Consider the following 21910-nt stretch of genomic DNA (forward strand, 5'->3'; position numbering starts at 1 on the left):
CGCGCCCGAACCCGCCCGCATGGGCGGGCCGCAAGCGCGTCGGCTTCGTCCGGTGCACTTATCCTGGGGGATTTCCCGTGAGACGTAACCTGTTGCTTTCGATGACCGCCCTTGCCACGGCGGCATCCTTTCCCGTCGCCGCGCAAGCTCCGCAAGAGCCCGCCTATCAGGGCAAGATCGGCCGGACCCTGGCCGAATCCAAGGAATGGTGGCCAGCCCCGGTCCAGGCACCCAAGAACGCGCCGAACATCGTGTGGATCCTGCTCGATGACGTCGGCTTCGGTGCCGCCAGCGCGTTCGGCGGGGGGATCGATACGCCCGTGCTCGAAGCGCTTGCCGATCAGGGCCTGCGCTACACCAACTTCCACACCACCGCGATCTGCGCTCCCACCCGCGCCGCGCTGTTGACCGGCCGCGATTCGGCATCGGTCCACGTCTCAGGCTTTTCGCACACGGTCCTGTCCGCCGGCTTTCCGGGTTGGGACGGCCGTCTGCCATCGGAGGACGGGACGATCGCCGAAGTCCTGCGCGACAACGGCTACAACACTTTTGCTGTCGGCAAGTACGGCGTGACCCCGGACGAAGACGCCACCGACGCCGGCCCGTTCGACCGTTGGCCGACCGGCAAGGGTTTCGACCATTTCTTCGGCTTCCTGGGTTCGCAGACCGACCAGTACAAGCCCGACCTGGTCGAGGATCAGGCGCACGTAAAGCCTGATGGCCGGCACCTGAGCGAGCAGATCACCGACAAGGCGATCACCTATATCGATCGCCAGAAGAAGGCCGCCCCCACCAAGCCGTTCTTCCTCTACTACGCGCCCGGTGCCACCCACGCGCCGCACCAGGTAGCGGCCGAGTGGAGCGACAAGTACAAGGGCCGCTTCGATGCAGGCTGGGATGTTTATCGCCAGCAGGTATTCGACCGGCAGAAAAGCGAAGGCATCATCCCCGCCACGGCCATCCTGCCGGATCGTGATGCCAGCGTGCCGGCATGGGCCAAGCTGTCGCCCGAACAGCGCAAGCTCTATGCCCGGTTCATGGAAGTCTACGCCGGCTATCTGACCTACACCGATCACGAGATCGGCCGGATCGTCCAGCACCTCAAGGACATCAAGCAGTACGACAACACGCTGTTCGTGGTGATTGTGGGCGATAACGGCGCTTCGAAGGAGGGCACGCCCGAAGGCGATGTCGATCGCTCGATCATGTCGAAGCCGCTGAGCGATGCCGAGACACTGAAGTACAACCTAGGCAAGCTGGACCAGATCGGCACCGCTGCGGCGACCGAGGGCAATTACCCGCTCGGCTGGGCGCAGGCCGCCAACACCCCGTTCCGCCACTGGAAATCGGATGCCAATGCCGAAGGCGGCACGCGCAACCCGCTCATCCTTTCGTGGGCGAACGGGATCAAGGGCGACGGTAGCGTGCGGTCCCAATACGGACACGTTATTGATATCCTGCCGACCACGCTGGAGCTGACCGGGATCAAGGCGCCCGAAGCCATTCGCGGCATTGCCCAGCAGCCGATCGAGGGCACTTCGCTCGCCTATTCGATCACCGACGCGGCCGCAGCATCGCGCCACCGCGAGCAGTATTACTACATCTTCGGCTCGCGTGCGATCTATCGCGACGGCTGGAAGGCTTCGCTGCCCTATCCGAACGGCCTCATCACCGGCAGCCCCGGCAGCAAGGTGGCGTTCGACGAGAACGCCTGGCAGCTCTACGATCTGAACACTGATTACACCGAACGCGTCGATCTGGCGAAGAAGTACCCGGAAAAGGTGGCGGAACTGCGCGCCTTGTTCGAAGAGCAGGCCAAGAAGCACAATCTCTATCCGCTGATCACCTGGGATGACGTCGCAAAGGGTCGCATCCACAACAACGGCGATGGCCGCACGCTGGCGGACAAGATCAAGGCCATGCATCCGGCGGAACAGTAGACGAGCGGGCCACGTCGCAGCGGCAAGGGCTTCGGCTCAAGCTTCGCTGCCCCTACCGCAAGGCTCGGCAGCTTGCTGCCGTGGCCTTGCGGGGTGGACCCAGGTCGTCCCGCTGCTGAATCGCCGCCGGGTGGACAGCGCAGCCCTTTTCGCTATTTTCAGGCCACTCGTCTCCAATTGCACAACCTCGGGGTGGCACTCTTGCATTTCATTCGCACGGCATTGGTTGGCTTGGTTCTGTTCGTATTGCTGGGGGTGGGTGTTCTCGCATTCTGGATGACATACGAAGGTAACGATCCCCGCATGTCGGTGGGCGATCGCAACAACTTCTCACGCGGCGAATACCTGGCTTTCGCGGTGCCGTGGGGCGGGGAACAGGGGATCATGCGCTTCTGGGCACCCCATGCGGACAAGGTCCGCATCGATCTTGTGCATTTTCCGAACAACACCGGCTTCCAGTTTTCCTGGCCGCCATTCTCTCCGCGCGGCGGCGTCGCCGGCGTCTGGGGGTACATGGGCATCGAGCATGGCAACTATGACGGGGCGGCAGCCGAAGCGCCGGTTCCCGCGCGTCGGGTCGATGACATCAAGGTTCTATCGCAGACCTTTGCCTGGTCCCGGCAGACCCGGGCGGGCACTGCAGATGTGCTGACGGAGTTCTATCTGCGCAGCGATCCGGAAGAACCGGAGTCCAAGCTGCTGGAGATCGGCTGGTTCCTCCACATCCCCGACAAGGCGCGCGGATATGCCGAAAAGGGAAAGCCGATCGGCAGCTATACTGATGGAGAGGGGCGTCACTGGCTCGTGGTCAGGGATGAGAAATTCGTGATGTTCCTGGCGAAAGATGGTGCCGATGTGCGCAGCGGTCGCATCGACATGCTGGCGGCCCTGAAGTGGCTGAAGCAGCAGAAAGTCGTTTCCGGCCGCGAATGGTACACCGGCGTCGCTATCGGCGTGGAGCCGTTCGGCGGTTTCGGTCGCCTGCAGATCGACAAATGGTCGGTTGATTACCGTTGACGCGATCTGCTCGAAGCACATGAGCAAGGCAGCGACTTTCTGACGATCCGGGGTTTGCGAAAGGGGTAGGCGGGTGTCGCCAGGTCGATCCACAGGGAAGGTTCAACGCCGCATCTATGCCGCGTTTCTGGCGTTGCTGGCGCTGATCCTCGTCATCGGCGGCGGCTGGCTCGCCAGCTTGGGCGGCTCTGCCTATTACCTTCTGGCCGGCGCGGCGCTGGCGTGGTCCGCGGTGCTGATATGGCGGGCGCGGCGCGAGGGGCGGTGGGTCTATGCCGCCATCGTCGTCGCGACGCTGGTGTGGACGATCTGGGAAGCGGGATATGCCGGCTGGTCGATCATGCCGCGGATGGTCGCCTGGCTGGTGGTGGGCAGTTGGATGCTGACGCCGTGGTTCGTGCGCAGCCTTCAGCCGGAGGCCACCGTTGTTCCGCGCCTGGCCCGGTGGATGACGGCGGGGACTTTCCTGGCCGCCTGTGCCGTCGCCTTCGTCGTGGGAGCGGGTCTGCATGCGGCCGATCCCGATCCCGTCGACCCGATCACGCAGGCCGGCGTCGCATCAGCCTATCCGGCCGCCGTGAAGCCCGCTACTGGGCCGGGCCGCAGCGACTGGCAGCAGTACGGCAACGATCTGGCGGGGACGCGGTTCAGCCCGGTCGCGCAGATCACGGCTGCCAACGTGTCCGACCTGCAACTCGCCTGGCGCACGCCCATCGACACTAACGATCTCAGCCGGGAACAAGGGCTCGAGGTGACCCCGATCATGATCGGCGACACGCTCTATGCCTGCAACGGCGTCAACGACGTGTTCGCGATCGATGCCGAGACCGGCGCGGTGCGCTGGCGGATGGCGGCCGCCGGAGGCGAGGGGCGCACCTGCCGGGGTGTCGCCTATTACCGGGTGCCCGGTGGCGACGGTCCCTGTGCCGAGCGGATCCTCACCAACACCGGAAACGCCCAGCTTGTTGCCCTCGATGCGCGGACCGGCAAGCTTTGCGCGGGCTTCGGCAGTGCGGGTCGGGTCGATCTGCTCGACGGCATGAGCCCGGCACCGGCGCATTATTACTACCCGACGTCCGCGCCGGCGATCGTGCAGGGCAAGGTCGTGCTCGGCGGCATGGTGCTTGACGGTCAGTTCTGGGGCGAGCCTTCCGGCGTGATCCGCGCCTTCGACGCGGTGACCGGAAAACTGGCGTGGGCGTGGGACATGGGCGCTCCCGATGTTCCCGGCAGACCGGCAGCGGGCAAAACCTACACGCCGGCCACCCCCAACAGTTGGGGCCCGATAAGTGCGGATGAAAAGCTGGGACTGGTCTATCTGCCAATCGGCAATTCGACGCCCGACTTTTTCGGCGGCATGCGTCGTCCGGTCGATGAGAAGTTCGGCAGCTCGGTGGTGGCGCTCGATGCGGCGACCGGGCGGTTGCGGTGGTCCTTCCAGACCGTCCGGCACGACCTGTGGGACTATGATGTCGCCGCTCAGCCGACCTTGCTGGACCTGCCGCAGGCAGGTGGCCGCATTGTCCACGCGTTGGTGCAGCCGACCAAGACCGGTGAAGTCTTCGTGCTCGATCGACTGACCGGCAGGCCGCTCCGTGATGTCGTGGAGCGGGCAGTCCCGCAGCATGGCGGCGTGTCGGAGGAGCATCTTGCCCGGACCCAGCCCTTTCCCATCGGCCTGCCATCATTTCGCGGCCCGGTCCTGCGCGAGAGGGACATGTGGGGGATCACCCCGCTCGATCAGCTCTATTGCCGCATCCGCTTCCGAGGTGCGCGGTATGACGGCATGATGACCCCGCCGGGACTGACGCCATGGATTTCGCTCCCGGGCTTTGGCGGCGGGATGGACTGGGGCGGCGCTTCGGTGGACCTCGATCATAACGTGTTGCTGGTCAACTCGACGACGATCGCCAACATCAGTTGGATGTTCACGCGCGCCGAAGCGGACGCCGATGGCCTGCGTCCCGCTTCGGGCACCGAAGGCGGAGACCTTTGGGGCCCTGCGGCGCAGGCCGGCACGCCTTATGCAAGCTATACCGAGGCATTCAAATCACCGATCGGGATGCCGTGTCAGGAGCCGCCGTTCGGACGGCTCAGCGCCGTCGATCTGAAGACCGGCAAGCTTGTCTGGTCGCGTCCCCTCGGCATGGCGGGCAAGAGTGCCTTCGGCATCCCCATCCTGGTGCCGATCACGATGGGAACGCCGACATCGGGCGGTTCGGTCACGACGCGCGGCGGGGTGACTTTCATTGCCGCCACCCAGGACCGTATCCTGCGCGCGTTCGATACCCGGACCGGAGCGCTGTTGTGGAGCAAGCGCCTGCCGTGGAGCGGCTTCGCGACACCGATGACCTACGTCTCGCCCCGCAGCGGCCGCCAGTTCCTGGTGGTGGCCGCAGGTGGGTCGCACGGGCTGGGCGAGGCGGGCGGCGCGGCGCTGCTGGCCTTCGCGCTGCCGAAGCGTTGATGAGGATCAGCCGGTCGAGTTTCTCCGCGACGAGGAAGACCCCAAAACAGCCGGGGTCACCAATGACCGAGCTTCAAGACTGCCGATCTTTTCCGATTGGTCGCGTCAAAGGCCAATCTACCGCCGTGCCAGCCGTGAGAGGCGTTGCGACAGGGTCGTCACGCCGATCACGTCGGTCACGTTGCTGAAGCCGGTGCGTTCGCCCATCGTCCAGCGGTAGAGGCTCTGGAACGAGATGAAGCTGGTATAGGCAGTGTGCCAGGGCGCGGCGGCGATCGCACCGCCGGTCATTTCCCAGGAGCGCCCGGCTGCGTCGGTCAGCCGCACCACACGGTGCATGCCCAGCATGCCCACGCTTTCGGCGTCGATCTCGGCAGCCACGATGGCGCTCACCTCGCCGTTGACGAGCGCGTAGCCAAAGCGGAACGTGGTGTAGACGGGCTGGCCGTTGACCACATCCAGGGTGACCACAAGGTGGAACGCCAGATCGTCGCCGAACGTGATGTGCATCCATGAAACCGGGGCCGAGTTCCATTCCGCGCGCGGGCCCCAGCTTCGGTCCAACCCGTCGACGCAGGATACCGCGAAGCGGTGGCCGTAGAGTTCCAGTTCGCCCTCGATCCGGCCTACCAGGTCATAGTGCCCCTTGGTCCATGAATCGCCCGCGCCCGTCGATGCCTCCGGATCGCCCTGGAATACTTCCAGCATCGGGTTCTGCGCCGGGTCCAGCGGGTCGAAAGGTGCCATCAGCCCCTTGAAATCCAGGTCGAACCGGCACAGCCCGTCGCGGCCCTCATAGCGGAAGCGATAGTCGCGGGCATCGTTGCTGCCTTTGACCGAAAGGCCGTTCGACAAGGTGAAGTCGGCCATCGTTTCGGGGCACTTCACGTGCATCGGCGCGTCCGAGTAATCGACCGTCCATGCGTTGGCGTGCATGCCCTGATGGACATAGACAGATGACAGGCACACTCCCGCATTCGGGCGGCACAGGACATAGGCATTGCCGCTGATGCGTGCCTCGGGCACCGAAAAGATCAGGAACAGCGTTTCGGCATGATCGAAATCGGGCGAGTTGCCGTTGTGGAAGTGCAGGTCCTGATCTGTAATCACGGGTAAAAACTCCGGCGGGGGCAAATAGGCGTGGGCGATCAGCGTTTCACCAGGCTGGCGGCGGCAAGTCTTCGGGTTTGAGTTCGAAGCCGAACGGCGTGCACCACTGGCGGCATTGCCGCAGGATGGCATCGCCCTCGTCGAGGATAAGGCGCTCCAGCCCAGGCTGGCACGGCGTGCCCACCACCCGGTTCGACAGCGCGGTCAGGCTGTCGCGCAAGGCGCGGTCGGCGGTCTCGTAGGCGGCAAGGTCGGCCTCGGGGTCGGCCAGGACGGTTTCTCCCTGCCGCGCCAGTGCCGTCAGCGCGTCCGCATCGCCCGGTAGCGCCTCGTGCGCGATGCCCGCCGCCCGCTCGCACATGGCGATGTAGGCGCGCAGTTCCATGCGATGGAACGCGCGGGCGTCGGGCAGCCGCGTCTTGACGAACGACAGCGTGGCGATTGCGAGGTGCAACTGCTCGACCACATGCTTTTCGGATCCGGCGAGAGCCGGTCCCACCACATCGGTCAGTGCGCGCAGCACCGCCTGAAGCTGGGTATCGAAAGACCGGTTCATGCGGTGGCCTCCACGAAGTGATCGCGCAAGTCCGACAAGGCGATGTAGCCCACGCCCACCACGAAATTGACGAGAACGTCCTGATGGGTTCCGCGCACCATCGATGCGCGGGCCGAAGCCGCCAGCGTCAGGACCGTGACGAGGTAGCGGTTGTAGATATTGAAATAGCGCAGGCGCAGCGGATCGACCTTCAGGCCAGATGCCTCCTCGTAAGCCGCGAACAGATCGGCTGCAGGCATCATCCCGGACGCCAGCGCGGTCACGCCGTCGTCGTCGTAGTGCTGGAACGTCGGCATCGTAGCGTAAGTCAGGTCCTGGTGCCGGTCGCCCAGCGTCGCCCCTTCCCAGTCCAGCCATGCGGTGATCCGGCCCAGCGCCTCGTCGAACAGGAAATTGCCGCTCCGGTAGTCGCCATGGATGATCGACACACGATCGAGCGGCGGTGCATTGGCGATCAGCCAGCGGTAGACGATTTCCAGGATCGGCTCTTCCTCAACCCGATCCTCTTCCCAGACGCGGCGGATTGCGTTCACTTGCCGGATGATCGAGGCATTCGATCCCACCTGCGGCCGTTCGAAGTGGGCGAAGGCGGGCAGTGGGGGCACCTCCATCGTGTGGAGCTTGGCCAGCAGGCCGACGAAATGCGGTGCCAGCCTGGCGCGCAGGTCCGGCCCGTAGTTCTGGCCCAATCCCGAAACCTTGCCGGCATCGTAGGACGGCTTGGCCGAACCGGTCATGAAGCCATAGACCATTCCCGGATAGGGAAGGAACGCGGCTTCGGCATCGACCCAGTACGGTGTCGGCGCCGGGATCACGCCCTGCACCGCGGCAAGCACCTCGAACTCGCGGCTGCGGCTCGATTCCGTCACCGACGCGGCCGGCTCCATGCGCAGCACCAGCGTTTCGCGCGCGCCGCTGTCCGGCCCGTCGCGGCCCAGCTCGAACACCATCTGCAACTTCGAAGCGCCGCCCGACAGCCACCGCGCATTCTCGATAACGATCGGGTGGCCCAGGCGGTTTTCGATAAGCGCGCGGGTGCCCTCGACAAGCCTTTCCAGCGTCACCCCGGTATAGCCCGGCCCATGCCGCCGCTGCATCTTGCGCGACAGCACGGCGTCGATTTCCGCCTCGGTCGGATAGCGGGCGCGGACCGCCGCGATCACGGCTTCGCTGGGCCGCAGGCGGTCTTCCTCGCGGATAACGGCATATTCACCGGACATGACTGGGTCCTTGTTCAGGCGTAGAGTTCATCGGCCATGTTGAGGGACAGGTAATACTGCCCGAAGAAATCGGCAATGTGGGCATGCCCCACCCGGTCCCCGGACTCCCAGCGCATCAGGCACTGGTAACCGGCGGAAGACGGGTTGAAGTTGTACCAGGGCCCGGCCGCCACGGTCGTCCCGCGCGCCTCGTAGACCTGGCCCTGATCGTCCTCGAAGCGGGCAAGCGCGCTCGTCACCAGCATGTCCGAACGCTTGGCTGTCAGTTCCGCCGACACCAGCGGGCGGCGCTCGCCGTTGACCAGCACATAGCCGTACTTGAACGGCCCATAAGTGACCTCGCGGCCGGCGAATTCGATGCCGACGACGAAGAACGCGCCAAGGCCTTCACCCAGTTCCACGTGGACCCAGCTCGCGCCCTTGTTGCCCCAGTCGTTGCGCGGGCCCCAGCTCTTGTTGACGCCTTCGATGCAATCGACCGCATAGGTCTTGTCGCGCAGCCGCAGCGTGCCGGTGACGCGGCCCTTGCCCTCAAGGTGGCCGTTGTTCCAGCCGTCGTAGCCATCGACCTTGCTGGCACCCGCTTGGGGGACTTGCGCCGGATCGTTTGTGTCGGTCGGATCGCAGACGGCGGAATAGCTCAGCTCCAGCGAACAGACGCCATCGAGCGAATCGTACCGGTATTCCAGTTCCCGCTCATTCCTGGCGTGGAACGTCAGGCCGTTGGGCAGCGAAAAGTTCGAGAAGTCCTCGGGGCAAGGCAAGTGCATCTGGCTGTCGTTGTGGTGAAGCTGCCAGGGGTGGAAGCAGATGCCCTGATGGATTTCGATGGAGCTGTGGCACACGCCCATGTTGGGGCGGGTGAGCACATAGATATTGCCGCTGATCGCGCATTCCGGAACGGAAAAGATGATGAACAGGGTTTCGGTCCAGGTCCGGTCTTCAGGGTCGCGGGCATGGAACTTGTAGTCGTCTGCGATGATCATGGCATGCTCCGGGGCGGACAAAAAGATGCCGTGGCGCGCCTTGATCGCGCGCCACGGCAGGCTATCAGAACTTGTATCCCACCTCGACCATGTAGGTGCGCGGTTCACCGGGTATCACGACGTTGAGCGCGAACAGGCTCGCGAAGCCGATACCGCCGGTATAGTAGCGCTTGTCGAAGGCGTTCTTGACCAGCGCGGCGATCGAAAAGCCCTTGTCCTTCTGCTCGACGCCCAGCCTGAAATTCGCCAGCGCGTAGCCGGGGATCCTGGTGTGCGGGTTGAGCGACTTGCCGGTTGAACTGAAGTAGTTCGATGTCTGCGCGAAAAGGTCACCATGAAGCTTCACGTCAAGGTTCTCGTTCGCGGGGACGGTGACGTCGGCATAGACCGCACCCGACCATTTGGGCGTATCGGGATAGGTGTCGAAGTTGGCGAAGCTGGTGCCGCCCCCGGTGCCGAGCACGGCCACCCGGTTGCTGGTGAACTTGGCGTCGGTGTAGTTGATGTTGCCGCCCATCGAGAGCCACGGAGCCGGCTGGATGTTGCCGTCAGCCTCGATGCCGCTCACCTTCGCCTTGGGCACGTTCACCGTGATGCCCGCCAGGCCGTCGTATATGGCCACGTAGTTGGCGCGCTGCACGTTCTTGATCCACATCGTGTAGGCGGCCAGGTTCAGGCGCACCGGCATGTCGCCGGCATAGCCGCGATATTTCGCGCCCATTTCCACGTCGGTCGCCACTTCGGGGCGGAATTCGCCGCCCGAGGTGTTGGCGAAGCCGGGCGTCGGCGGGGCGTGGAAGTTGAAGCCGCCGGACCGGAAGCTGCGCCGGGTATTGGCGTAGAGCAGCAGGTCGCTGGTGACCTGGTTTTGCAGGCCGAAGGTCCAGCTCAGCTTCTTGAACGTGTCCTGCTGCGGCGCGATGAAGCGGCCGTCGGCATAGAAGGGTATCCAGGCCGGGTTGGCGATCGGCGAATACTGATCGACATCGTCGCGGACGAATTCGATCTTTTCCGAGGTATAGCGCAGGCCTGCGGTCAGCTTGAAGCCGGCAAGCCCGGTGTCGAGCGTGGCCTGCCCGTATCCGGCGATGGTCTTGCTGGTGGTCGTTCCGGCGTTGATCTGGGCGGGCAGGCCCAGCCCGTTCAGGATGAAGCTGGTGTTGACGAGGTGCTCGCGCGAGTTGGAATAATATCCGCCGACCACGAAATCGAGCCGCCCGTCCAGCGCCTTGCCGAGCAGTTGCAGTTCTTCCGAAACCTGCCGGATCTTGCCGTCGCCGCCGAAAGCGCCGGTGTCTTCGTTACCGCGTCCATCGATGCCGAAACGGGTGCCGTCGATGTCACCTGCATCGAAATACTTCGAATGGACATAGCCGAACACGTTCTTGAGCTGGAGATCGTCCCCCAGGTCGAGCGTCGAGATGTTGGAGACGATCCACTTGTTCGTGCGGTGCTTGCCCACCGAATCCACGTCCACCACGAACGGCCCGCGCTTCTTCTGCGCGTCCGCGAAGGCGGCCAGGTCGGGGAAGAAGACGTTGCTGGTCACGAACGGGTTGCCCGGCACGTTGTTCGCCACCGGCACGACATAGGACACCACCGGGGTCATGCTCGATCCGCCGGCGTGGTAGTAATCGACCATCAGTTCGTTCTTGAACGGGCCGTTGGGAAACAGCGTCAGGCTGGCACGCACGCCCTGGCGGTCGATCTCGCCCAGACGGTTGCCGTAGAAGAGGTTCTTCTGGAGCCCGTCGCGTGTGCGATAGACGCCGGCCACGCGCAACAGCGCCACATCGGGAGCCAACGGGACGTTGATCGCGCCTTCCAGTTGCACGTCGTCGAAGCGGCCATAACGGGCCCGCGCATAGCCTTCGAACTGGTCGGTCGGCTTGGCGGTGGTGAACAGCACCGCCCCGCCGGTGGCGTTGCGCCCGAACAGCGTGCCTTGCGGGCCCTTGAGCACCTGCACCGACTGGAGATCGTAGAACGCGGTGGAACCGGCACCGCCGACCTGCACTTCATTGACATAGGGCAGGACCGAAGGGAGCGAGCTGGTGTAGACATCGACGGTCTGGCCGCGCAACGAGAAGTTCAACTGGTTGTCGCTCTGCGAGGCGCGAACGGTCAGGCCCGGCGCAGCGAACTGCAGGTCGCGCTCTGATGTGACAGCCTGTTCAGCCAGTGCCTTGCTCGACACCACGGAAACGGCGACCGGCGTCTTTTCCAGTGTCTCGGACTTGCGCTGAGCAGTGACGATGATCTCGCCACCGGCGGACGAAGACGCGGCATCGGTCGCGTCTGGGGTCTGTGCCGTCGCCATCACTGGCATGCCGGCCAGAAGCGCGAGCCCGAACGATCCGCCCGCACGCAATGCGTTCCTCAAGTTAGCCATTTTCCATCCTCTGCCATGTTTTGCCCGGCTTGGCCCTTCACCGGCCTGCCCGTGTTTGGCGGGCGCGGGCAGCAGGGTGCTCGGATGGCTGGAAAATACACGATATCGATCGCGATGCAAGCCGATCGACTGTGTCGTATGACATTTTAAAATTCTCACAATCATATGATTTTATTAGATATTATAAATCGTCCTAGTGTAGTTTTGAAAAACGTGTTTATCGAGTGGCGCGCCACTGCCCCTCGCCGTCGTTCGAGTCGGGATGACGGCGAGGGGATCGTTTGGTAGGGCGGGGGAAGATGAAACGATCGGCGACAATACGAACCACCCTGACGCGCCTGGCGTTTGAAAACGCGGCGCATTCTGGGCTGGAATCGGTCTCGGTTCGGGGCATCGCTCGCGAAGCCGGTTGCTCCACCGCTGCGATCTTCCAGAACTTCGAGGGCAAGGCGGATCTTGTTGTAGAAGCGGCAACTCTGGCTGCCCGGCAGGACGCCGAATGGCATCAGAGCCTGCTTGCCGAGATGGACGGGCTGATCGCCAATCACCTCGGCTTTTCCGATTTCCTGTCCGCCTATGTCGACATGCGCGAGGCGCAGCCACAGGCGCGCGTGCTGTCTGAATTGTTGATCCGGCCGGGCGACGATGCGCGCTGTCATGCGCTGCTGCGCGACTGCTATCAGGCCCGGATCGCCTTCTGGGAAGCCATTCTCGCGCCCTTCGGCTTTGCCGCGCGGTTCGGCGCGATCGTCGCCGAGTTCGTGATGATGGAGGAGATCTACGTCTATTCGCTGCGCAACGAACCGCGCTACCAGTTGCTCATGCGCGAGGCCGTTCGTAGCCTGTGCGGTGCCTGCTTCCACCAGGGCGCGGCGGCAGAGCTGACGAACGAAGTCAACCGCCAGCTCCAGGGCAATGCCTATGAAGCGCGTCGGCGCTCCGAGCAGGGGCGTTCGGAAATGCCCGGAGAGCTGCTGCGCCACGCGGTAGAGATCATCCGCAGCGAAGGCATCGCCGCTCTGAACCAGCGCACCCTCGCCCGGCAGGCCAGCGTGTCTCCTTCGATGATCGCCTATCACTTCAAGGACATGAAGACCTTCAAGAACGAGGCGATCTGGCAGGCACTGGTCGAGGACCTGCCGAGCGAGTTCGATCCCGCGAGCATGGTCAGCCTGCCGCGCACTTTGCCGGAATGGGTCGAGTTCCTCGATGCCACGCTGGTGGCCCCGCCGGGATCAAGCGTTGGCGGGTTCTATGTCAGCTATTCGCGGATGACCTGCGAGACGAGCCTGCTCGCCCGCTCGGACAGGTCGCTGGTGCCGCTGGTCACGTACCTGCGCGAGATCGACGGCTGGGGTACCTATCGCCTCAGCCGCAACATCGCTTCGCTGGCGGGCGGCGTCCAGCGCGAGCATGCCGCCGCTTTCGCGGTATGGCTCAAGGCGGAGGCGCTGCTGCGCCAGGCCGGCGTGGTATGCGCCGCCGACGGGCGCGAACGCATCACCCACGCCATGGCGCTGATCTTCCCGGCGGCCCAAGTCCCGCCAGCCCAAGTCCCGCCAGCCCAAGTCCCGCCAGCCCAAGTCCCGCCGACCGGATGACCCTCAGTTCGCGGTGTTGTGCCGCTCCTGTGGCGACGCTGCTGCATGACTTCGACGGGTCCGCTGGAAGATCAGCAGCGGTAATGTCGCCCAGGCGCAAGGCGCCAACGGCTACCTGCTTGGCCAGTTTCTGCGCGAGAGCGCCAGTACCCGCACCCAAGCCTATGGCAGCTCCATCGAGAGCCGCGCTCAGGGCATCCCGGCCCTGGCGCGCAGGCATGTGCTGAACCTCAGCGCTTGCGGGCTTTGCGGGCGGCGTAGCGGGCGTCGCGGGCGGCCTTGAGTTCTTCGGCGGTGGGCAGCTTGGGGCGGGCGGCGGCAGCGGCTTCGGCCGCTTCACGCTCGGCCTGCTCCTTCGCGGCCTTCTCGGCTTCGCGAGCGGCCTGGATAGCGGCACGCTTTGCCGCCTGGGCGGCTTCCTTGAGCCGCTGCGCCTCGGCGCGCTCGGCAAGCTGTGCCTCGGTCGGCTTGGGCTTGTTCTTCAGCATTTCCAGAGCCTTGGCCTTGGCGCTTTTTGCTGCGGCAGCCCGTTCGTTGAAATTCGGTTCCTTGAAGCCTCGCATTAAATCTGTCTCTGTCCCGTTGTTGTTCGCTGGAGGAAGAGGGCCCTTACAGAAAACTGCAGCCTATGACCATACGACGGCAGTTTGCTGCATAGTGGGAAGCGGCCCAACCGCATGGCCTATGCCCGGATCGCGATTTGATGTGTCTTTGGTCGCCTCTAAGCGGACCCGGCCGGGGTTGCTGAAGACTGCATCACTTTTCCAACCACTCGAATGTAGCCAGAAAAGTGGTGGGCGCGACAGGGATTGAACCTGTGACCCCACCCGTGTGAAGGGTGTGCTCTACCGCTGAGCTACGCGCCCGCTACCAGTGCGGAAGCGCGCCCCTAGACAAATCGCGGCGAATTGACAAGCGCTCATCGCAGATTAAACCGCGCCCATGACTGACGACATCGAAACGCCCGCCGCCTCCGACAATGCCGGTGCGGACCTGCCGCCCGATCGCCTGGCGATCAATCCGAAGAGCCCGTTCTTCGACGGCGACAAGCTGGCGCGCGGGGTCGGCATCCGTTTCAAGGGTGCGGTGCGCACCAATGTCGAGGAATACTGCATTTCCGAAGGCTGGGTGCGGGTTCAGGCCGGCAAGACGATGGATCGCAAGGGCCAGCCGCTCACTCTCAAGCTCTCGGGCCCGGTAGAGGCATGGTACGAAGATCTGGGCGAAGGCGCGCCGGTCGCGAAGTAAGCGCGAGCATGGCTGCAGGCGAATGGAGCCGGGCCGGATGACTGGGGGGAGCCCGGCTCCTTCCGGGTAAGCTTCAGTAGCGGTCGCCGATGATCCTGCCGATCGGATCGCCCTTGTCGCGCGCGGCTTTGCCGGCCCGCGCGGCGGGTTTGGCACCGGCGAGGCCGGCGAGGCGGTCGCCGCCGATGTCGCGCGGCGTCACCGCGAGGTCGGTGTTCTTCAGCGAGCCGGGCCGGGCATTGTAGATGAAGCCGCGCACCGGCCAATGGGTGGTGCCGAGGTTGTGCGCCGGGCCGTACCAGATGCGCACTTCGCTCCAGTCATTGGCATCGGAAACGTCGAGCGCGGTGACGTTGCGTTCGATCTGGCCGGGGTAAGACCAGTTGGCGTGGCTGAGCAGGATCGTGCGCGAATCGATGATCCGGCTGACAGTGGCGACATGGCCGAGGCGCGAATTGTTGTGCGGATCGACCGCCATCACCGCGCCCACGCGCGGCATGCGGCCGGTCGCGTAGCGCCCCTTGGCCTGCCCCCACCAGGTATGGGCATCGCCGTATATCTGGATGCCCGAGGTGACCCGCGCATAAGGCACGCACTCGAGCTTGGCCGGACCGCGCGGCTGGCTGAACCGCGTCAGCCCGTCGCCGCCGGCATTGCTGTCGTTAGCCATGTCGCCGAGTACGCTGGCGGTGGCCGGAGCGGCGATCGTCGCGACGAAAGCCAGTGCCATGAATGACTTGGAAACCCTCATGCAGACCGTTTTTGCAGGTCCGGGTTAGCGTCGGCATGAGGGGTGTGGTTAACAGAAACTGGCAATCACGCTACGGGCAGTTCGTTAAGCAATCGATTGCACAAGAAGAAATCCGCGCCCTTGACCGTTGTTAACGGTTGGCCTTGGTTGGGCGTAAAATTACGTCGGAAATGAAAGATTTACCATGATTTCGCGGCGGTCCGGCCGACATCCGGCATGGTCCGCCTTGCGCGCGGCGCTTGCCAAACGGCCCGCATTTCCCCAAGCGCGGGGAATCATGCTTCCGCAGGTCATCATCATCGGGCGTCCCAACGTCGGCAAGTCCACGCTGTTCAACCGGCTGGTGGGCAAGAAACTGGCGCTGGTCGATGATCAGCCTGGGGTCACCCGCGATCGCCGGTTCGGCGATGCCGAGCTTCTGGGGCTCAAGTTCCAGATCGTCGATACCGCCGGTTGGGAGGATGACGACGCCGAAACGCTGCCCGGCCGCATGCGCAAGCAGACCGAGGCGGCGCTGGTCACTGCCGATGTGGCGCTGTTCACGATGGACGCGCGCGCCGGGCTGACCCCGCTGGACGAGGAAATCGCCAACTGGCTGCGCGCTTCGCCCGTTCCGGTGATCGTGCTGGCGAACAAGGCGGAGGGGCGCGCCGGTGAAAGCGGCCTGCTCGAAGCCTATGGGCTGGGCCTTGGCGATCCGGTCGCCATCTCGGCCGAGCATGGCGAGGGCATGGGCGATCTGTTCGAGGCGCTGCTGCCTCATCTTGAACCGTTGCAGCCAGTGGAAGACGAGTTCGCCGAAGAGCTGGACGAGGAGGCGCTGCTGCGCGCGCCGCTCAAGCTGGCGATCGTCGGACGGCCGAATGCCGGCAAGTCCACGCTCATCAATCGCATCCTCGGCGAAGACCGGCTGCTGACCGGGCCCGAGGCGGGGATTACCCGCGATTCGATCGCGATCGACTGGGTGTGGACCGATCCGAAAAGCGGCGATGGCCGGGAGGTGCGGCTGATCGATACCGCCGGCATGCGCAAGCGCGCCAACGTGGTGGAAAAGCTGGAACGGCTGGCGGTGGCCGATGCGCGCCACGCGATCGATTTTGCCGAAGTCGTCGTGCTGCTGCTCGATGCGACGCGCGGGCTGGAGCATCAGGACCTGACCATCGCCTCCAAGGTGCTGGAAGAAGGCCGGGCGCTCATGATCGCGATCAACAAGTGGGACGTGGCCGAGGACGCCAGCAAACTGTTCAACGGCGTTCGCTCCGCACTGGACGAAGGGCTGGCGCAGGTGCGCGGGGTGCCGCTGCTGGCCGTCTCCGCCCGCACCGGCAAGGGGCTGGACGACATGATCGCCGCCGCCTTCTCGATCCGCGAGGCGTGGAGCAAGCGCGTGCCGACCGCCGCGCTCAACCGCTGGTTCGACGATGCCCTGTCCGCCAACCCGCCGCCGGCGCCGGGGGGCAAGCGGATCAAGCTGCGCTATATCACCCAGGCCAAGACCCGCCCGCCGGGCTTTGTCCTGTTCGGCACCCGGCTCGATCTGCTGCCGGAAAGCTACAAGCGCTACCTGATCAACAGCATCCGCCGCGAACTGGGGTTCGATGCGGTGCCGGTCCGCCTCAACCTGCGCAGCGCGAAGAACCCGTTCGATCGCAAATAGCGCGGGGTCAGGGGCCGACCGTTAGAGACCGGCGAGCGTGACGAACGCGCATTCGCCGTATCAGGACGGGTGCGCTTCCGTGTCCGCACTGTCTTGCGCAGTTGCGGGAGTGGGCAGCGGCTTCTCACCACCGCGCCGCTCGCGCTGTTCGTTCCAGGCGGCGATGAACAGGGCGGCGATGACCGGGCCGACGATGAAGCCGTTGAGGCCGAACAGTTCCAGCCCCGCCAGCGTCGCGATCAGGACCACGAAATCGGGCATGCGGGTGTCTCGGCCGACGAGGATGGGGCGCAGCACGTTATCGACCATGCCGATTACGAAAATGCCGCAGAACACGACGATGCCGCCTTTGACCATCGCCCCGGTGGCGAACAGGTAGATCGCCACGGGGACCCAGATGATGCCGGTCCCCACCGCCGGCAGCAGCGAGAAGAAGCCCATCAGCACGCCCCAGATCAGCGCGCCTTCTATCCCCAGCACCGAGAACAGGATGCCGCCCAGCAGGCCCTGGACCACGGCGACGACCACGGTGCCGCGCATCGTCGCGCGCACCACGCGCAGGAAGTGTTCGACCAGCGAATCGCGGGTCTCGGCGTGCAGCGGCATCGCTTCGCACACCATCGCCCCGTACTTTTCCCCGTCGCGCAGCAGGAACCACGAGAGGTAGAGCATCACGCCCAGCGCGGCGACGAAGCTCAGCGCGCCCTGGCCGACCGAGAGCAGGCGGCCGGCGACGGTCTGGAGGCCGGAGGAAATGCTCGATCCGAACTGCCGGCGCAGGGTCTCGATATCGCTGAGGCCGTAGCGATCGATCGCATGCCGCGCCCATCCGGGCAGGCTGGCCTCGATCTGGTGGAACATGCGGCCGGGATCGATCTGGTTGGTCGATATCTTCTGGTACAGCGCGGTCGCCTCGCTGACGAGGTTGAAGCCGAGCAGGATCGTGGGCACCACGAACACCGCGATAAGCCCCAGCAGCACCAGCGAGGTGGCGAGGTTGGCCCGGCCATCGAGCCGCCGGGTCAGTTTCGCGGTCAGCGGCTGGAACATGATCGCCGCGACCACACCCCACAGCACCGCCCCAAAATAGGGGGCCAGCAACCAGGCAAATGCGCAGGTGATGAGGATCAGGAGGATGGCGAAGCCGGTATCTTCAACCGAATATCGGGGCTTGCGGCGGTCTGTCATCCTGCGTCCATAGCATGAATTGCGCCGCCGCAACCCGCTTGTGCGGCCGGAACGAAAATGTATTCACGCCGATCCGATAAGCGGGATGCGATCTTCGAAGTTACGGCGAAGCTGTAAACTAGCCGTCCGGCATCGTCTTTGCGAACCTGCGAAGCGGGTGAAGCAATCCAGAGCCGCGTCAACTGCCCTGGATTGCCGCGCGACCTTCGGTCGCTCGCAATGACGAAATTGAGTGGAACAGCGTTTCGTAGTGAGCCTGGGCGTTATTCCCCCGCAGCCTTGCTTTGCAACTGGCAATAGTTCTCGATGCCCATGCGGGCGATCATGTCGAACTGCTTTTCGATCCAGTCGACATGCTCTTCCTCGCTTTCGAGGATCTTCTCGAACAGCTCGCGGCTGATGTAATCGCGCACGGTTTCGCAGTGCGCGATCGCTTCCTTGAGCAGCGGGATGGCCTCCATCTCCAGCGCAAGGTCGCACTTGAGCACTTCCTCCACGCCTTCGCCGATCTTGAGCCGGCCGAGCGCCTGGAAATTGGGCAGGCCGTTGAGGAACAGGATCCGGTCGGCGAGCATGTCGGCATGCTTCATCTCGTCGATCGATTCGTGGCGTTCGTATTCGGCGAGCTTCTTGATGCCCCAGTTGTCCAGCATGCGGTAATGCAGCCAGTACTGGTTGATGGCGGTCAGCTCGTTGAACAGCGCCTTGTTGAGAAATTCGATGACAACCGCATCGCCCTGCATGGTCCGCACTCCTGAATTGGACGCGGACTATGCGGCGTGCGGCGGGTCGAGGCAACCCGGCCGAGGCAGGTTTGCGAGGTTTGCAGTGAGAGAGATGGTTCACGCGGAGGCGCGGAGGTGTTGCGGGAGGGCGCAGCCTTGCTCCCTGATTCAGCGGTGAGGGAAACGCGCCGCCGAAAAGGATAGCGGCGCTGCCGCAAGCCGGACATCTCTGCGCCTTTGCGCCCCCGCGTGAACCCCTATTCTTCTCGCCGCTCTCGCCCACCCCGTCCGGGCAGGCGGCACCTCATGGCCCCTCGAAGCAAGTCGGGGTAACGCGCTAGGAAACCGCCATTTCCAGTGCCATCGTTTCCTGATCGATGATGTCCTGCGCATCATCGAGGCACTGGCGGCACTGCGGTGCGCGGCCCATGCGGGCGTAGACGGCTTCGGCGTTGCCGCGCGAGCAACGGGCGGCGGCGCGCAGGTCGGATTCGCGGATGGCATTGCAGATGCAGACGTACATGGCGGCTCCTCTTGCCCCCATAATACGACGTTGCGAGAGATTCGCAATGAGAATCGTTCTCATTATCACGCGATCATGCAGAAATCCGGTTGGTCAGCCACCGTCCTTCGGTCAGGCAGCGCCACAGCCATTCCAGCGGGCCGCGCCGGAAGTGCCGCAACCACAGCGTGCTCCAGCCCGTCAGAACCAGCCACGTCGCGCCGACGATCAGCCACTGCCGCGTCGGGCCGATCGTGCCGAACAGGCCAAGGCCCCAGCCATAGAACAGCGCGGTCATGAGCGCGCTGGTGGCGATGTAGTTCGAAAAGGCCATGCGCCCGGCGGCGATCAGCCAGCGCCCCGGCGCGGTGCGCGCGGCGGCGGGGGCGACGGAGACCAAAAGGGCGAGATACCCGAACGCCATCAGCAGATGCGCGGGCAGCAACCCGTCGGCCAGCAGCATGGCCATGGCGATGAAGGGGAAGTGCCGGGGCCACAGCCAGGCCAGCGCGCCCAGCGTCAGCGCCAGGCCCAATAGCAAGGCAATACTGCCGGCCATAACCAGCCGTCGCCGGGGCAATGCCCCGCTGAACAGCCCGCTTCGATAGAGCAGCACGCCGCCCAGCATCAGCGGGATGATCTCGGTACAACTCGAAACCGCTATGGACACCAGCCACAGCGGCTCGTTCGCGGCCTTGGCCAGCGCGATATCGTCGAAGCCGGAGCGATAGAGCGTCAATTCGGCATCGTCGCGCTCGGCCAGCCAGACGTACCAGCCGCGCACCGTTTCCGCGTCGGCGGGGGAGGCGCGGCCCAGTCGCACCAGTTCCTCGGCAAAGGCGGCGGGCATGTCGTTGGCCAGGGTCCAGGCAAATCCGGTCAATCCCAGCATGATCGCCAACGTGATTAAAGGTACATTTTCGCTGCGAATAAGTGCCAGAACGGTTAGTCCGCACGCGCCGTAGACGAACAGGATATCGCCCCACCATAGCGCGAAATAATGCGTCAGGCCGAGCACCATCAGCCAGCCCAGCCGGCGCGCCTGCAGGACTTCGGCATGAACCCCGTCACGCCGCCGGGCCTTGTCCTGGAACAGCGCGATGCCCGCTCCGAACAGGGCGGCGAACAGCGCGCGCATCTTGCCTTCGAACAGCACGAAGGCGACCGCATAGGCGGTCTGCTCGCACGGGTCCGGGGCGGCTAGCCGGCAGGGCGAGGTGACGCCGGTGCGGGGCCCGGCGAACCCGGCGATGTTGATCGCCAGAATGCCCAGCACCGCAACGCCGCGCACCAGATCGAGCGAAACGAGCCGGTGGTCAGCGGGGGTGGCAGGCACCGGCGATCATTCGCGGGTGGGGATGCAGGTAAACCCGCCGGCGGTGAGCTTGCGGCAGGCGGCCGAAGCATCGGCCTCGGACGCGAAGCCGCCGGCCTGCAGCTTGGTCAGCTTGCCCGCCGGGACCAGCAGGCGCGGGTGACCGGCCAGTTCGGGACGACCGCCGATCTTGCTCCACAACGCCTGCGCATTGCCGGCGACCCCGAACGCGCCAAGCTGGACGCGCCATGCTCCGGCAGGGCTGGGCGCGCGGGCCGGGGTAGCGGCGACGACAGGTGGTTTGACGACGGCCTTGGCCGGGGCGGGAACCTTTGCGGGCGCGGGTGCGGGTGCCGGCTTGGGGGTGGCGGCGGGCGGCAGTCCGGCGTGGACGGTCGGCCGGGTGAAATCCGCGCCCGCGCCGCTTGGCCCCTTGGCGATGGCGGCGGGACGGGGCGAGGGCGTGGTGGTGACGGGCACCGAGGTTGGCCCCGCCACGGCCACGGCGGCCGGTCTGGCGGTGGCCGGCGGATTGACCGGAGCGGTGCCGAGCGAGGCGGCGGTGGTTTCCCGCGCGCGGGTCGCATCGGCGGCGCTGGCGAGTTGCAGGCTCAGCAGCACCGCCTTCTGCCGATCGGGAAGGGGGATGTGCTCATCCATCTGCTTGAGCGCGCCGGTGGCCTGCGGCAGCCCGGCCTGCTGGGCCAGGCTGACCAGCGCATAAGCGCGCACCCAGTCCTTCTCCACGATATCGCCGTTGAAGTGCGCCACGCCCAGAATGTACTGCGCGCGCGGATCGCCGCGATCGGCGGCACCGCGAAGGAACGGCATCGCCTGCGCGCGTTCGCCGCGCTGGAACAGCAGCAGGCCGCAGATGTCCGATGCCTGGGCATGCCCCTGCCGCCCTGCCGCGCAATAGAGCTGCTCTGCCTTGTCCAGATCCATCGGCACGCCCCGGCCCATCTTGTAGGCCTGCGCCAGGTTGAACTGGGCATCGGCATCGCCGCTGTCGGCCAGCGGTTGCCATGCGCGCACCGCGCGGTCGAAATCGCCGGCCGACCAGGCGTCGACCCCGGCCTTCACGTCCGCCAGCGCCGGGGCAGCAAGGATCAGGCCACCGGTCAGCGAGCCGGCCAGCATAAGCCGCAAGAAAGTGTGCAAGTCAGGATCGCCCTAAGTGGAAGCCGAAGGCGATACTATGCGCAAAACCTTTACAGGATACCAGCGCCAACGCC

At 65.0% G+C, this 21910-nt stretch carries 18 protein-coding genes and 1 tRNA gene; 6 read left to right on the forward strand and 13 right to left on the reverse strand.

The genetic code is table 11. The features are described 5' to 3' along the window. The first annotated feature begins 101 nt into the window (after positions 1 to 101). The 3 genes from IE122_RS09535 (at position 102) to IE122_RS09545 (ending at position 5424) form a co-directional block, all read left to right on the forward strand. On the forward strand, positions 102 to 1940 hold the full coding sequence (locus IE122_RS09535) for an arylsulfatase (RefSeq protein WP_189620925.1): 1839 nt from the start codon (positions 102 to 104) through the stop codon (positions 1938 to 1940). A gap of 72 nt (positions 1941 to 2012) precedes the next feature. Continuing rightward, positions 2013 to 2957 carry a hypothetical protein gene (locus tag IE122_RS09540; RefSeq protein ID WP_189620926.1) on the forward strand — a complete coding sequence of 315 codons (945 nt, stop codon included), beginning with the start codon at positions 2013 to 2015 and terminating at the stop codon, positions 2955 to 2957. 73 nt (positions 2958 to 3030) lie between these two features. Beyond that, entirely contained in the window at positions 3031 to 5424 is a 2394-nt protein-coding gene (locus tag IE122_RS09545; RefSeq protein WP_189620927.1) for a membrane-bound PQQ-dependent dehydrogenase, glucose/quinate/shikimate family, read from the forward strand. Between the two features lie 117 nt (positions 5425 to 5541). Here IE122_RS09545 and IE122_RS09550 read toward each other — a convergent pair whose 3' ends face one another. The 5 genes from IE122_RS09550 to IE122_RS09570 form a co-directional block, all read right to left on the reverse strand. Next, a complete protein-coding gene (locus IE122_RS09550; RefSeq protein WP_189620928.1) occupies positions 5542 to 6534 on the reverse strand; it encodes a DUF7064 domain-containing protein in 993 nt (330 codons plus the stop codon). Between the two features lie 46 nt (positions 6535 to 6580). Then, the gene (locus IE122_RS09555; protein WP_189620929.1) at positions 6581 to 7090 is read right to left on the reverse strand and encodes a hypothetical protein; all 510 of its coding nucleotides are present in this window, start codon (positions 7088 to 7090) and stop codon (positions 6581 to 6583) included. Continuing rightward, a complete protein-coding gene (locus IE122_RS09560; protein ID WP_189620930.1) occupies positions 7087 to 8310 on the reverse strand; it encodes a phosphotransferase family protein in 1224 nt (407 codons plus the stop codon). The genes IE122_RS09555 and IE122_RS09560 overlap by 4 nt, the downstream gene beginning before the upstream one ends. A gap of 14 nt (positions 8311 to 8324) precedes the next feature. Then, positions 8325 to 9296, reverse strand: a complete 972-nt coding sequence (locus IE122_RS09565) for a DUF7064 domain-containing protein (RefSeq protein WP_189620931.1) — start codon at positions 9294 to 9296, stop codon at positions 8325 to 8327. 64 nt (positions 9297 to 9360) lie between these two features. Further along, a complete protein-coding gene (locus IE122_RS09570; protein WP_189620932.1) occupies positions 9361 to 11616 on the reverse strand; it encodes a TonB-dependent receptor in 2256 nt (751 codons plus the stop codon). A gap of 371 nt (positions 11617 to 11987) precedes the next feature. Here IE122_RS09570 and IE122_RS09575 point away from each other — a divergent pair, with 371 nt between their 5' ends. Further along, positions 11988 to 13289, forward strand: a complete 1302-nt coding sequence (locus IE122_RS09575; protein ID WP_189620933.1) for a TetR/AcrR family transcriptional regulator — start codon at positions 11988 to 11990, stop codon at positions 13287 to 13289. A gap of 230 nt (positions 13290 to 13519) precedes the next feature. Here IE122_RS09575 and IE122_RS09585 read toward each other — a convergent pair whose 3' ends face one another. Both IE122_RS09585 and IE122_RS09590 read right to left on the reverse strand, forming a co-directional pair. Further along, a complete protein-coding gene (locus IE122_RS09585; RefSeq protein WP_189620934.1) occupies positions 13520 to 13852 on the reverse strand; it encodes a DUF6481 family protein in 333 nt (110 codons plus the stop codon). Positions 13853 to 14080: 228 nt separating this feature from the next. After that, positions 14081 to 14155 (reverse strand) — tRNA-Val (locus IE122_RS09590). A 76-nt stretch (positions 14156 to 14231) separates the two neighbouring features. On the opposite strand from IE122_RS09590, the gene IE122_RS09595 reads away from it, so the two are divergent. Then, complete coding sequence (locus IE122_RS09595) at positions 14232 to 14537, forward strand: DUF3297 family protein (RefSeq protein ID WP_189620935.1); 306 nt, start codon at positions 14232 to 14234, stop codon at positions 14535 to 14537. 73 nt (positions 14538 to 14610) lie between these two features. Here IE122_RS09595 and IE122_RS09600 read toward each other — a convergent pair whose 3' ends face one another. Beyond that, positions 14611 to 15288: a CHAP domain-containing protein gene (locus tag IE122_RS09600; RefSeq protein WP_229813963.1), complete on the reverse strand. Its 678-nt coding sequence runs from the start codon at positions 15286 to 15288 to the stop codon at positions 14611 to 14613. Between the two features lie 277 nt (positions 15289 to 15565). Between IE122_RS09600 and der the strand changes: the two genes are divergently transcribed. Further along, positions 15566 to 16945: a ribosome biogenesis GTPase Der gene (gene der / locus IE122_RS09605; protein WP_189620937.1), complete on the forward strand. Its 1380-nt coding sequence runs from the start codon at positions 15566 to 15568 to the stop codon at positions 16943 to 16945. Positions 16946 to 17005: 60 nt separating this feature from the next. Here der and IE122_RS09610 read toward each other — a convergent pair whose 3' ends face one another. The 5 genes from IE122_RS09610 to IE122_RS09630 form a co-directional block, all read right to left on the reverse strand. Continuing rightward, positions 17006 to 18133, reverse strand: coding sequence for an AI-2E family transporter (locus IE122_RS09610; RefSeq protein WP_189620938.1), 1128 nt, complete (start codon positions 18131 to 18133; stop codon positions 17006 to 17008). 263 nt (positions 18134 to 18396) lie between these two features. Next, positions 18397 to 18876, reverse strand: a complete 480-nt coding sequence (bfr, locus tag IE122_RS09615) for a bacterioferritin (protein ID WP_189620939.1) — start codon at positions 18874 to 18876, stop codon at positions 18397 to 18399. A 319-nt stretch (positions 18877 to 19195) separates the two neighbouring features. Then, positions 19196 to 19381, reverse strand: coding sequence for a (2Fe-2S)-binding protein (locus IE122_RS09620; RefSeq protein ID WP_189620940.1), 186 nt, complete (start codon positions 19379 to 19381; stop codon positions 19196 to 19198). Between the two features lie 73 nt (positions 19382 to 19454). Next, positions 19455 to 20696, reverse strand: coding sequence for a DUF418 domain-containing protein (locus IE122_RS09625; RefSeq protein WP_189620941.1), 1242 nt, complete (start codon positions 20694 to 20696; stop codon positions 19455 to 19457). Between the two features lie 6 nt (positions 20697 to 20702). After that, positions 20703 to 21815 (reverse strand): SPOR domain-containing protein, encoded by a 1113-nt coding sequence (locus tag IE122_RS09630; protein WP_189620942.1) that lies wholly within the window; start codon positions 21813 to 21815, stop codon positions 20703 to 20705. Positions 21816 to 21910: the final 95 nt, after the last annotated feature.

Source organism: Novosphingobium colocasiae (assembly GCF_014652555.1).
Classification (GTDB): Bacteria; Pseudomonadota; Alphaproteobacteria; order Sphingomonadales; family Sphingomonadaceae; genus Novosphingobium; species Novosphingobium colocasiae.